The organism is Enterobacter asburiae (assembly GCF_008080435.1).
Lineage (GTDB): Bacteria > Pseudomonadota > Gammaproteobacteria > Enterobacterales > Enterobacteriaceae > Enterobacter > Enterobacter asburiae_C.
Window position 1 is genome coordinate 159776 of the sequence record NZ_VRKN01000006.1, and the last position, 13866, is coordinate 173641.

At 57.2% G+C, this 13866-nt stretch carries 8 protein-coding genes; 7 read left to right on the plus strand and 1 reads right to left on the minus strand.

Annotation, left to right across the window (positions count from 1 at the left end; translation table 11 throughout):
- The first annotated feature begins 165 nt into the window (after window positions 1-165).
- From araB to rluA, 6 genes are all read left to right on the plus strand, one after another.
- Entirely contained in the window at window positions 166-1875 is a 1710-nt protein-coding gene (gene araB / locus FU672_RS13800; RefSeq protein WP_148243645.1) for a ribulokinase, read from the plus strand.
- 10 nt (window positions 1876-1885) lie between these two features.
- The gene (gene araA, locus FU672_RS13805; RefSeq protein WP_148243745.1) at window positions 1886-3388 is read left to right on the plus strand and encodes an L-arabinose isomerase; all 1503 of its coding nucleotides are present in this window, start codon (window positions 1886-1888) and stop codon (window positions 3386-3388) included.
- Between the two features lie 86 nt (window positions 3389-3474).
- The gene (araD, locus tag FU672_RS13810) at window positions 3475-4170 is read left to right on the plus strand and encodes an L-ribulose-5-phosphate 4-epimerase (RefSeq protein ID WP_148243646.1); all 696 of its coding nucleotides are present in this window, start codon (window positions 3475-3477) and stop codon (window positions 4168-4170) included.
- 156 nt (window positions 4171-4326) lie between these two features.
- A complete protein-coding gene (gene polB / locus FU672_RS13815; RefSeq protein ID WP_148243647.1) occupies window positions 4327-6684 on the plus strand; it encodes a DNA polymerase II in 2358 nt (785 codons plus the stop codon).
- A gap of 128 nt (window positions 6685-6812) precedes the next feature.
- Window positions 6813-9719: an RNA polymerase-associated protein RapA gene (gene rapA / locus FU672_RS13820; RefSeq protein ID WP_148243648.1), complete on the plus strand. Its 2907-nt coding sequence runs from the start codon at window positions 6813-6815 to the stop codon at window positions 9717-9719.
- Window positions 9720-9731: 12 nt separating this feature from the next.
- Window positions 9732-10391, plus strand: a complete 660-nt coding sequence (gene rluA / locus FU672_RS13825; RefSeq protein ID WP_008502014.1) for a bifunctional tRNA pseudouridine(32) synthase/23S rRNA pseudouridine(746) synthase RluA — start codon at window positions 9732-9734, stop codon at window positions 10389-10391.
- Window positions 10392-10421: 30 nt separating this feature from the next.
- Here the strand turns inward: rluA and djlA are convergent, their stop codons facing one another.
- Window positions 10422-11237, minus strand: a complete 816-nt coding sequence (gene djlA / locus FU672_RS13830; protein ID WP_148243649.1) for a co-chaperone DjlA — start codon at window positions 11235-11237, stop codon at window positions 10422-10424.
- A 239-nt stretch (window positions 11238-11476) separates the two neighbouring features.
- Here djlA and lptD point away from each other — a divergent pair, with 239 nt between their 5' ends.
- Window positions 11477-13828 (plus strand): LPS assembly protein LptD, encoded by a 2352-nt coding sequence (gene lptD / locus FU672_RS13835; protein ID WP_148243650.1) that lies wholly within the window; start codon window positions 11477-11479, stop codon window positions 13826-13828.
- Window positions 13829-13866: the final 38 nt, after the last annotated feature.

The following is a 13866-nucleotide window of genomic DNA, read 5'->3' on the forward strand; positions in this document are numbered from 1 at the left end:
AGTGTCTATAAGTACGGCAGAAATGTCCACATTGAATATTTGCACGGCGTCACACTTTCCGTTGTAACAGCAATTTAGTCCATAAGATTAGCGGATCCTGCCTGACGACTTTTGTCCCCAGTCTCTAATGTTCTTCCATACCTGTTTTTTCGATGGAGCAACACCATGGCAATTGCGATTGGCCTCGATTTTGGCAGCGATTCAGTTCGCGCGCTGGCAGTGGACTGTACGTCCGGCCAGGAGATAGCAACCAGCGTTGAGTGGTACCCGCGCTGGCAAGAGGGGCGCTACTGTGATGCGCCAAACAACCAGTTCCGCCACCACCCGCGTGACTATATCGAGTCGATGGAAGCGGCGATCAAAACCGTCCTCGCTGAACTGACGGACGCCCAGCGGGCTGAGATTGTCGGAATTGGCGTCGACAGCACCGGCTCCACGCCTGCCCCTGTGGATGCCGAAGGCCGCGTGCTGGCGCTGCGCCCGGAGTTTGCCGACAACCCGAATGCCATGTTCGTGCTGTGGAAAGACCATACCGCCGTGGAAGAAGCCGAAGCCATCACCCGCTTGTGCCATCAGCCGGGCAAAACCGACTATTCACGCTACATCGGCGGGATTTATTCCAGTGAATGGTTCTGGGCCAAGATCCTCCACGTCACCCGTGCCGATGCTTCCGTCGCGCAGGCTGCGGCGTCATGGGTTGAGCTGTGCGACTGGGTGCCTGCCCTGCTCTCCGGCACCACGCGTCCACAGGATATCCGCCGCGGTCGCTGCAGCGCCGGGCATAAATCCCTGTGGCATGAAAGCTGGGGCGGCCTGCCTCCGGCCGCGTTCTTCGATGAGCTCGACCCGATCCTCAACAAGAGCCTGACATACCCGCTGTTTACCGACACCTTCACCGCCGATATTCCCGTCGGCACCCTCTGCGAAGAGTGGGCGACGCGTCTCGGCCTGCCGCAGAACGTGGCCATCTCCGGCGGCGCCTTTGACTGCCATATGGGTGCTGTGGGCGCGGGTGCACAGCCCAATACGCTGGTGAAAGTCATCGGCACATCAACCTGCGACATTCTGACGGCGGATAAAACCACCGTCGGTGACCGTGCGGTAAAAGGCATTTGTGGCCAGGTGGACGGCAGCGTGGTACCGGACTTTATCGGCCTCGAAGCGGGTCAGTCCGCGTTTGGCGATATCTATGCCTGGTTTGGCCGCGTGCTGGGCTGGCCGCTGGATCAGCTGGCGGCAGCGCATCCTGAACTGAAAAGCCAGATTGCCGAAAGCAAAAAACAGCTTCTGCCTCAGTTGACTGAAGCCTGGGCAAAAAATCCGTCGCTCGACCACCTCCCGGTGGTACTTGACTGGTTTAACGGCCGCCGTACGCCGTTTGCGAACCAGCGTCTGAAAGGGGTGATCGCGGATCTCAACCTAGCAACCGACGCCCCGGCGCTGTTTGGCGGCCTGATTGCCGCTACCGCCTTCGGTGCGCGCGCCATTATGGAGTGCTTCACCGAGCAAGGCATTGACGTGAATAACGTGATGGCGCTGGGCGGTATCGCCCGTAAAAACCCGGTGATCATGCAGGCCTGCTGCGACGTGCTGAACCGTCCGCTACAGATTGTGGCCTCCGATCAGTGCTGTGCGCTGGGCGCGGCGATTTTCGCTGCCGTGGCCGCAGGCGTGCATGCCGATATTCCGGTCGCGCAGCAGCATATGGCAAGTGCCGTCGAAAATACGCTCCAGCCGCGTGCCCAGCAGGCACAACGCTTTGAACAACTTTATCAGCGCTACCAGCAATGGGCAAAAAGCGCCGAACTTCACTATCTCCCTGTCGCCGCCCCGGCCAAAAGCACCGCGGACACCACGGCAACCCTGACCCATTAAGGACACGATGATGACCATTTTTAATAACTATGAAGTGTGGTTTGTGATTGGCAGCCAGCATCTGTACGGACCGGAAGCGCTGCAGCAGGTGACGAAACATGCGGAGCACGTCGTTAACGCGCTGAACGCGGAAGCTAAACTGCCGTGCAAACTGGTGCTGAAACCGCTGGGCACCACGCCGGATGAGATCACCCATATCTGCCGCGACGCCAACTACGACGATAAATGCGCAGGTCTGGTGGTGTGGCTGCACACCTTCTCGCCAGCAAAAATGTGGATCAACGGTCTGTCTATCCTCAACAAACCGCTGCTGCAGTTCCATACCCAGTTCAACGCCTCCCTGCCGTGGGACAGCATCGACATGGACTTTATGAACCTGAACCAGACCGCACACGGCGGCCGCGAGTTCGGCTTCATCGGCGCGCGTATGCGTCAGCAGCACGCGGTGGTCACCGGCCACTGGCAGGATGGCAAGGCGCAACAACGTATCGGCTCCTGGATGCGTCAGGCGGTCTCTAAGCAGGACACCCGCCACCTGAAAGTGGTGCGTTTCGGTGACAACATGCGTGAAGTGGCGGTCACCGACGGCGACAAAGTGGCCGCGCAGATCAAGTTCGGCTTCTCGGTGAATACCTGGGCCGTGGGCGACCTGGTGCAGGTGGTGAATGAAATCAGCGACGGCGACGTGAGCGCGCTGGTGGACGAGTACGAAAGCAGCTACCGCCTGACGCCAGCGGCACAAATCAACGGCGACAAGCGCCAGAACGTGCTGGACGCGGCGCGCATCGAGCTGGGCATGAAGCGCTTCCTGGAACAGGGTGGTTTCCACGCCTTTACCACCACCTTTGAAGACCTCCACGGCCTGAAACAGCTGCCGGGTCTGGCAGTACAACGTCTGATGCAGCAGGGCTACGGCTTTGCGGGCGAAGGCGACTGGAAAACTGCCGCTCTGCTTCGCATCATGAAGGTGATGTCGACCGGTCTGCAGGGCGGCACCTCCTTTATGGAGGATTACACCTACCACTTCGAAAACGGCAACGACCTGGTGCTCGGCTCGCACATGCTGGAAGTGTGCCCTTCTATCGCCGTCGAAGAGAAACCGCTCCTCGACGTGCAGTATCTCGGCATCGGCGGTAAAGCGGATCCGGCACGTCTGATCTTCAACACCCGTACGGGCCCGGCCATCAACGCCAGCCTGATCGATCTGGGCGATCGTTTCCGCCTGCTGGTGAACTGCGTCGATGCGGTAGAAACGCCGCACTCCCTGCCGAAACTGCCGGTAGCCAACGCCCTGTGGAAAGCGCAGCCAGACCTGCCAACCGCATCAGAGGCCTGGATCCTGGCCGGCGGCGCGCACCACACCGTGTTCAGCCATGCGCTGGATCTGAACGACATGCGTCAGTTCGCCGAGCTGCACGATATCGAGCTGACCGTCATTGATAACGATACCCGCCTGCCCGCCTTTAAAGACGCGCTGCGCTGGAACGAAGTCTATTACGGTTCAAAACGCTAAGCCCTGAATGCCCGGTGGTACTGCGTTTACCGGGCCTACGGTTTTGTAGGCCGGATAAGCGCAGCGCCATCCGGCAGGAGATAACAATGTTAGACGATCTCAAACGTCAGGTGCTCGAAGCCAACCTGGCGCTGCCGAAACATAATCTGGTGACCCTGACCTGGGGCAACGTCAGCGCCGTTGACCGGGAAAAAGGCGTGTTCGTGATTAAGCCTTCCGGCGTGGATTACACAATGATGACCGCAGAAGACATGGTGGTGGTCAGCATCGAAACGGGTGAAGTGGTTGAAGGCAACAAAAAGCCCTCCTCCGATACGCCCACCCACCGCCTGCTGTATCAGGCATTCCCGACCATCGGCGGCATTGTGCATACCCATTCGCGCCATGCGACCATCTGGGCGCAGGCGGGCCAGTCCATCCCGGCGACTGGCACCACCCACGCGGACTACTTTTACGGCACCATTCCCTGCACGCGTCTGATGACCGATGCGGAGATTAACGGTGAGTACGAGTGGGAAACCGGCAACGTGATTGTTGAAACCTTCGAAAAACAGGGGATCGACGCGGCGCAAATGCCCGGCGTGCTGGTGCACTCCCACGGCCCGTTTGCCTGGGGTAAAAACGCAGAAGACGCGGTGCATAACGCTATCGTCCTCGAAGAGGTGGCCTATATGGGGATCTTCTGTCGCCAGCTGGCGCCGCAGCTGCCGGATATGCAGCAAACCCTGCTGGATAAGCATTACCTGCGCAAGCACGGTGCGAAGGCGTATTACGGGCAGTAGCTCATCGCCCGGTGGCGCTGCGCTTACCGGGCCTACGGAACCTGTAGGCCGGATAAGCGCAGCGCCATCCGGCAAAACCAGCACTGTATAAAACCCCAGCAAACACCCCTCAACCAGGCTATAATCAGGCCTGGTTTTGTTTTATGGGATAACGGCGTGGCGCAGGCGCAAGAAGGTTTTTTACTGACCCGACACTGGCGGGATACCCCTCAGGGTACCGAGGTCGCGTTCTGGCTGGCAACCGATAACGGTCCGCTACACGTTACGCTGCCCCCGCAGGAATCCGTGGCCTTTATTCCTGAAGCCCACGTCGAGAAGGTGAAGCAGCTGCTGCGCGGCGAAAACGGCTGGCGCATCACCCCGCTTGAACTGAAAGATTTCCACCGCCAGCCGGTTTACGGCCTCTACTGTCGCGCCCATCGTCAGCTGATGCGCTATGAAAAACTGCTCCGCGAGGCGGGCGTGACGCTCTACGAAGCCGATATCCGCCCACCGGAACGCTTTCTGATGGAGCGGTTTATTACCGCCCCCGTCTGGGTCGATGGCGCTGAGCAAAACGGCAGCCTCATTAAGGCTCGCCTGAAGCCCAATCCGCACTATCGCCCACCGCTGAAGTGGGTATCACTGGATATCGAAACCACCCGTCACGGCGAGCTGTACTGCATTGGCCTGGAAGGCTGCGGCGATCGGGTTGTCTATATGCTCGGGCCGCCGAATGGCGATGCCTCCGCGCTGGATTTCCGGCTTGAGTACGTCAGCAGCCGCCCGCAGCTGCTGGAGAAGCTTAATCAGTGGTTTGCCGACTACGATCCCGACGTCCTGATCGGCTGGAACGTGGTGCAGTTCGACCTGCGCGTGCTGCAAAAGCACGCCGAGCGCTACCGCATCCCGCTGATGCTGGGGCGCGGAAACAGCGAGCTGGAATGGCGCGAACACGGTTTTAAGAACGGCGTTTTCTTCGCGCAGGCTAACGGTCGCCTGATTATCGACGGCATTGAGGCGCTAAAATCCGCCTTCTGGAACTTCTCTTCATTCTCCCTTGAAGCGGTCGCGCAGGAGCTGCTTGGCGAGGGTAAATCCATCGACAACCCCTGGGACAGAATGGATGAGATCGACCGGCGCTTTAACGAAGACAAACCGGCGCTCGCCACCTATAACCTGAAAGACTGCGAGCTGGTCACGCAGATATTCCACAAAACCGAGATCATGCCGTTCCTGCTGGAGCGCGCGACGGTGAACGGTCTTGCGGTCGACAGGCACGGTGGATCGGTTGCTGCCTTTAGCCACCTCTATTTTCCACGGATGCACCGGGCAGGATACGTCGCCCCCAATCTCGGAGACGTGCCGCCGCAGGCGAGCCCCGGCGGATATGTCATGGATTCGCGTCCGGGGTTATACGACTCGGTTCTGGTCCTCGACTACAAAAGCCTGTACCCGTCGATTATCCGCACCTTCCTGATCGATCCCGTCGGGCTGGTTGAGGGCATGGCCCAGCCGGATGGTGAGCACAGCACCGAAGGCTTCCTCGGTGCACGCTTCTCGCGGGCAAAACACTGCCTGCCTGAAATTGTGGGAAACATCTGGCACGGCCGCGATGAGGCCAAGCGCCACGGCAATAAGCCGCTATCACAGGCGCTGAAAATCATCATGAACGCCTTTTACGGCGTGCTGGGTACCAGCGCCTGCCGCTTCTTCGACCCGCGTCTGGCCTCCTCGATCACCATGCGCGGACACGAGATCATGCGCCAGACCAAAGCGCTGATTGAGTCCCGGGGCTATGACGTCATCTACGGCGACACGGACTCCACCTTTGTGTGGCTTAAGGGTCCACATTCAGAAGCCGACGCCGCGCAAATCGGCAAAGCGCTGGTCGCCTTCGTGAACGACTGGTGGCAGGAAAATTTGCAGAAAGAGCGGTTAACCAGCGCGCTGGAGCTGGAATTTGAAACCCATTTCGCCCGCTTTTTAATGCCCACCATTCGCGGTACCGATCAGGGCAGCAAGAAGCGCTACGCCGGGCTGATTCAGGAAGGCGACGCGCAGCGGATGGTTTTTAAAGGGCTGGAAACGGTGCGTACCGACTGGACGCCGCTGGCGCAGCAGTTCCAGCAGACGCTCTATCTGCGGGTGTTCCGCAATGAGCCGTATCAGGAATACGTGCGCGAGACGATAGCCAGCCTGATGGCGGGCGAACTTGACGCGCAGCTGGTGTACCGCAAGCGCCTGCGCCGCCCGCTGGCGGAGTACCAGCGTAACGTTCCTCCGCACGTACGCGCCGCGCGTCTTGCGGATGAAGAAAATGTCCGCCGTGGCCGCGCGCCGCAGTATCAAAACCGGGGAACCATCAAATACGTCTGGACCATTAGCGGCCCGGAACCCGTGGATTATCAGCATTCTCCTCTGGATTACGAACACTATCTGACGCGTCAGCTTCAGCCGGTTGCCGACGGAATTTTGCCCTTCATCGACGATGATTTTGCTACACTAGTGACAGGGCAACTTGGCCTATTTTGACGCGTGACGAAATGGCTGCCATCCAGTACCATAGCGCCCTTTCCATTCCCGGACCCATTTTTCGATGACCGTCTTTTTTGACGGGGGTCGAACTATTGCCTGCAATTAAAGATTAGAGCCGAACAACTATGCCTTTTACACTTGGTCAACGCTGGATCAGCGATACAGAAAGCGAACTTGGATTAGGAACCGTCGTTGCAATCGATACGCGTATGGTAACCCTCCTCTTCCCTGCCACCGGTGAAAACCGTCTGTACGCTCGCAATGACTCCCCTGTGACCCGCGTGATGTTTAATCCGGGTGACACCGTGACCAGCCATGACGGCTGGCAGCTCAAGATTGAAGACGTAAAAGAAGAGAATGGACTGCTCGCCTACATCGGGACTCGTCTGGACACCGATGAGGCCAATGTCATCCTGCGTGAAGTGCTGCTCGACAGCAAACTGGTGTTCAGTAAGCCGCAGGACCGCCTGTTTGCCGGGCAAATCGACCGTATGGATCGCTTCTCGCTGCGCTATCGCGCGCGTAAGTTCCAGAGTGAACAGTACCGCATGCCGTGGAGCGGCCTGCGCGGCCAGCGCACCAGCCTGATTCCCCACCAGTTGAACATCGCCCATGACGTGGGCCGTCGTCACGCGCCGCGCGTGCTGCTGGCAGATGAAGTGGGCCTGGGTAAAACCATCGAAGCGGGCATGATCCTGCATCAACAGCTGCTTTCCGGCGCTGCCGAACGCGTGCTGATTGTGGTACCAGAAACCCTGCAGCACCAATGGCTGGTGGAGATGCTGCGCCGCTTCAACCTGCGTTTCTCTCTGTTCGATGACGAACGTTATGCCGAAGCGCAGCACGATACCGACAACCCGTTTGAAACCGAACAGCTGGTCATTTGCTCCCTGGACTTCGTGCGCCGCAGCAAGCAGCGTCTTGAGCACCTGTGCGATGCCGAGTGGGACATTATGGTCGTTGACGAAGCGCACCATCTGGTCTGGAGCGAAGACGCGCCGAGCCGCGAATATATGGCTATCGAGCAGCTTGCCGAGCGCGTGCCTGGCGTTCTGCTGCTGACCGCAACGCCGGAGCAGCTGGGTCTGGAAAGCCACTTCGCCCGCTTGCGCCTGCTCGATCCAAACCGTTTCCACGACTTTGCGCAGTTCGTGGAAGAACAGAATAACTACCGTCCAGTCGCGGATGCCGTCGCCATGCTGCTGGCAGGCAAGCGTCTTTCCAATGACGAACTCAACACCCTGAGCGATCTGATTGGCGAGCAGGACATCGAGCCGCTTTTGCAGGCCGCGAACAGCGAGAGCGACAACGCGGAATCCGCGCGTCAAGAGCTGATCGACATGCTGATGGACCGCCACGGTACCAGCCGCGTGCTGTTCCGAAACACCCGTAATGGCGTGAAAGGCTTCCCGAAACGCGAGCTGCACACCATCAAGCTGCCGCTGCCGACGCAGTATCAGACGGCGATTAAAGTCTCCGGCATTATGGGTGCGCGCAAAACTCAGGAAGAGCGCGCCCGCGACATGCTTTATCCGGAACAAATCTACCAGGAATTTGAAGGCGATACCGGCACCTGGTGGAACTTCGATCCGCGCGTGGAGTGGCTGATGGGCTACCTGACCGCGCACCGCTCCCAGAAAGTGCTGGTGATCTGCGCCAAAGCGGCCACCGCACTGCAGCTGGAGCAGGTCCTGCGCGAGCGCGAAGGTATTCGTGCCGCCGTGTTCCACGAAGGCATGTCCATCGTTGAACGCGACCGCGCCGCGGCGTGGTTCGGGGAAGAGGACAGCGGCGCACAGGTTCTGCTGTGCTCGGAAATCGGCTCTGAAGGCCGTAACTTCCAGTTCGCCAGCAACCTGGTGATGTTCGATCTGCCGTTTAACCCGGATCTGCTGGAGCAGCGTATCGGTCGTCTGGATCGTATCGGTCAGGCGCATGATATTCAGATCCACGTGCCGTATCTGGAAAAAACCGCGCAGTCCGTGCTGGTACGCTGGTTCCACGAAGGTCTGGATGCGTTTGAACATACCTGCCCGACGGGCCGCACCATTTACGATCAGGTGCATGGCGATCTGATCGGTTACCTGGCGGCACCGGAAACCGCGGAAGGGTTTGATGAGCTGATCAAGTCCTGCCGTGAGAAGCACGACGCGCTGAAAGCGCAGCTGGAGCAGGGCCGCGACCGCCTGCTGGAGATCCACTCCAACGGCGGTGAAAAAGCGCAGGCGCTTGCCGAGAGCATTGAAGAACAAGATGATGACACCAGTCTGATCAGCTTCTCCATGAACCTGTTCGACATCGTCGGCATCAACCAGGACGACCGTGGCGAGAACCTGATTGTCCTGACCCCGTCCGATCACATGCTGGTTCCGGATTTCCCGGGCCTGCCGGAAGATGGCTGTACCATCACCTTTGAGCGTGATGTGGCGCTGTCCCGCGAAGATGCCCAGTTTATCACCTGGGAGCACCCGCTGATCCGCAACGGTCTGGATCTGATCCTGTCCGGCGATACCGGCAGCAGCACCATCTCCCTGTTGAAAAATAAGGCGCTGCCAGTGGGCACCCTGCTGGTGGAGCTGATCTACGTTGTGGAAGCGCAGGCACCGAAACAGTTGCAGCTCACCCGCTTCCTGCCGCCAACGCCCGTCCGCCTGCTGCTGGACAAAAACGGCGCGAACCTGGCGGGACAGGTTGAATTCGAGAGTTTCAACCGACAGCTGAGCGCGGTAAACCGTCATACGGGCAGCAAGCTGGTTAACGCGGTACAGCAGGATGTGCACGCTATTCTGCAACTGGGCGAAACCCAGATTGAAAAAGCGGCCAGAGCGCTGATTGACGCCGCGCGCAGTGAAGCCGACGAGAAACTGTCTGCGGAGCTGTCCCGTCTGGAAGCGTTAAAAGCAGTCAACCCGAACATCCGTGACGACGAGCTGGCGGCGATTGAAAGCAACCGTCAGCAGGTGCTGGAAAGCCTGAACCAGGCAAGCTGGCGTCTGGATGCCCTGCGTCTTATCGTTGTGACGCATCAGTAAACGGAGCGCAAGATGGTGATGGAGCCTTACAATCCGCCGCAGGATCCCTGGCTGGTCATTCTGTATCAGGATGAACACATTATGGTGGTCAACAAGCCCAGCGGCCTGTTGTCCGTGCCGGGGCGTCTGGATGAGCACAAAGACAGCGTGATGACGCGCATCCAGCGCGATTATCCGCAGGCGGAGTCTGTCCATCGCCTGGATATGGCCACCAGCGGCGTGATTGTGGTGGCGCTGAATAAAGCGGCGGAACGCGAGTTAAAGCGCCAGTTCCGCGAGCGCGAGCCGAAAAAGCAGTATGTCGCCCGCGTCTGGGGCCACCCCGCGCAGGCGGAAGGGCTGGTGGATTTACCGCTGATATGCGACTGGCCGAACCGGCCAAAGCAGAAGGTGTGTTATGAAACCGGCAAGGCCGCGCAAACCGAGTATGAAGTGCTGGAGTACGCGCCGGATAATACCGCGCGCGTCCTGCTTAAGCCGATTACCGGACGTTCACACCAGCTGCGCGTGCATATGCTTGCGCTGGGTCATCCGATTCTGGGCGACCGATTTTACGCTCCGCCTGAAGCGCTGGCCTTAGCGCCACGTCTGCAGCTGCACGCGCAGACGCTCACCATCACCCATCCGGCCTTCGGTAACGCGATGACGTTTAAAGCCCCGGTAGACTTCTAAAGAAAAAGCCCGACACCGTCGGGCTTTCTCTTATTTGAAACCTTTCTTCTCTTTAATAAGCTCGTACGCCTTCTGGATTTCCTGCGCTTTTTGCTTCGCCATCTCCATCATTTCCGGCGGTAAGCCTTTCGCGACCAGTTTGTCCGGATGATGCTCGCTCATGAGCTTACGATAGGCACGTTTAATCGTGGTCTGATCGTCAGAGGGCTTTACGCCAAGCACGTTGCAGGCATCTTCCAGCGTAGGACCACGCTGCGTCTGCTGCCACGCACCGCCGGACGACTGCTGGTGATAGCCGCCGCCAAACTGCGCCCCACCCTGCATCATGCGCAGAAACTGGTCGAACTGCATACGCGAGATGCCCAGCTCTTCCGCGATGACGTACAGCACATCACGTTCATTAGGGTGTAGTGAACCGTCGGCGAAGGCCGCCTGGATTTGAATTTCCAGAAACATCCGAATTAAATCAAAACGTCCAAAGCAGATGCTGCGGAACTGACGCATTTTTTCGCGAAGCGGATAATTATCCGATTTACCGATGCGAAACGCATTTTGCGCTTCCAGACGGGAGTCGCCATGCAGGTTCATGCGATCCATAAAGACGCTGGCAATCTGAATATCAGCTTCAGTGACACGCCCTTTGGATTTGGTTAAGTGCCCCATGACCTCAAAGGTGGTGGAGAAAAAGAGTGACTGACGCTCGCGCTGATTGGCAAACCAGGCCATTTTGCGGCTGCGCGCCTTATCAAACATATGGCCGATAATAAGCCCAAGCACAATCCCCCAGAACCCGGCACCCATGATGATGGCGAACGCAACGCCGATTATTTTACCCCAATACTGCATATACTCCCCGGATAGTCATATTCCTGGCCGACGCAACGTCATCATCACTGTGTTCAAGTCACGGTCAATTGAAGGACATCGCCTATAATTTGCTTTATCATACTCGTCATTCGATAGCGAGCCTAACACTCTGGCACGCAAACGGGCAGGATTAACGCTGGTACTGCGCAGATGAGTAAGATAGTCTCTGAGCGTTTGTAAGCCGTAGCCACTGATGACGGAACAATAAAATACAACGTATGAAAAAACGTATCCCCACCCTCCTGGCCACAATGATTGGCACCGCCCTGTACAGTCAACAGGGGCTGGCGGCCGATCTCGCCTCGCAGTGTATGCTTGGCGTCCCAAGTTATAATCGCCCACTGGTGAGTGGCGATACAAATAGCTTGCCGGTAACCATTACTGCCGACAGTTCAAAAGGTACCTATCCTGACAATGCCACGTTTACGGGTAATGTGGATATTAACCAGGGCAATAGCCGCCTGCAGGCAGATGAAGTGCAATTGCACCAGAAGCAGCCGGAAGGTGCGGCCGAGCCGGTACGAACGGTGGATGCGCTGGGTAATGTGCACTATGACGACAATCAGGTCATCCTGAAAGGTCCGAAAGCTTGGTCAAACCTGAATACCAAAGATACTAACGTCTGGAAAGGTGATTACCAGATGGTGGGTCGCCAGGGGCGCGGTGACGCAGACCTGATGAAACAGCGTGGTGAAAACCGCTATACGATCCTGGAAAATGGTACGTTCACGTCATGTCTGCCAGGTTCAAATACCTGGAGCGTGGTCGGGAGCGAAGTTATCCATGACCGCGAAGAACAGGTCGCAGAGATCTGGAACGCCCGCTTCAAGCTGGGTCCGGTACCCATATTTTACAGCCCTTATCTGCAACTTCCCGTGGGTGACAAACGTCGCTCCGGTTTCCTGATCCCGAATGCCAAATACAGCACCACGAACTACTTTGAGTTCTACCTGCCGTATTACTGGAACATCGCGCCAAACATGGATGCGACGATCACGCCGCACTATATCCACAAGCGCGGCAACATCATGTGGGAGAACGAATTCCGCTATCTGACCCATGCCGGTGCGGGTCTGATGGAGCTGGATTATCTGCCGTCGGATAAAGTCTTCCAGGACGAGCATCCGACCGAAGGTGATAAGCACCGCTGGTTATTCTACTGGCAGCATGCCGGGGTGATGGATCAGGTGTGGCGCTTTAATGTTGACTACACCAAAGTTAGCGATTCGTCGTATTTTAATGACTTCTCGTCCAAATACGGCTCAAGTACCGATGGCTATGCCACGCAGAAATTCAGCGTAGGCTATGCGGTACAGAACTTTGACGCAACCGTCTCGACCAAGCAATTCCAGGTATTTTCTGACCAGTCCACGTCTACATATGGGGCAGAGCCACAGCTGGACGTTAACTGGTATCAGAATGATGTGGGTCCATTCGACACCCATGTCTACGCTCAGGCGGTGCATTTCGTTAACACGGATTCGGACATGCCTGAAGCCACGCGTGTTCACCTTGAGCCGACGATCAATCTGCCGTGGTCTAACGACTGGGCGAGCCTGAATACCGAAGCCAAGCTGATGGCGACTCACTATCAGCAAAAAAATATTGATAATTACAACGCAACTAACAATGCTCATCTGGAAGAGTCGGTCAACCGAACGCTCCCGCAGTTCAAAATGGACGGCAAGCTGATCTTCGAGCGTGATATGGCCTTGTTGGCAGATGGTTATACCCAGACGCTTGAACCGCGTATGCAGTATCTGTACGTGCCGTATCGCGATCAGAGCAAAATTCAGAACTACGATTCTGCTTTACTGCAATCTGACTATAGTGGTCTGTTCCGTGACCGTACTTACGGCGGTCTTGACCGCATCGCGTCCGCTAACCAGTTAACGACCGGCGTCACAACACGTGTTTATGATGATTCTGCTGTTGAACGTTTTAACGTTTCTGTTGGTCAAATCTACTATTTCACCGAGTCACGCACCGGTGATGACAACATTAACTGGGAGAAAGATAACAAAACGGGATCGCTGGTTTGGGCGGGAGATACTTACTGGCGTATGACTGACCGCTGGGGTCTGCGCGGTGGTGTGCAATATGACACTCGTCTCGATAATATTGCCACAAGCAGTGCTGCAATTGAGTACCGTCGCGATGAAGACCGTATGGTGCAGTTGACGTATCGTTACGCCAGCCCGGAATATATTCAGGCAACATTGCCATCTTATGCTGGCTCAGAACCCTATAAAGACGGTATTTCGCAGGTGGGTGGTGCAGCGAGTTGGCCAATCGCCGACCGCTGGTCAATCGTAGGGGCTTACTACTTTGACACCAACACCAGTAAACCTGCTGACCAGATGGTGGGTCTGCAATATAACTCCTGCTGTTACGCGCTGCGTGTCGGCTACGAACGTAAGCTTAACGGCTGGAACAGTGAAAACAATCAGAGCAAATACGATAACGTGATTGGCTTTAACTTCGAGTTACGCGGCCTGAGTTCCAACTACGGTCTGGGTACGCAGAAAATGCTGCGCTCGAATATTCTGCCGTACAGTAGCGCCTTGTAATGTGCTTGATTTGCAACGTAATCCGCTTTGCGGTTAAT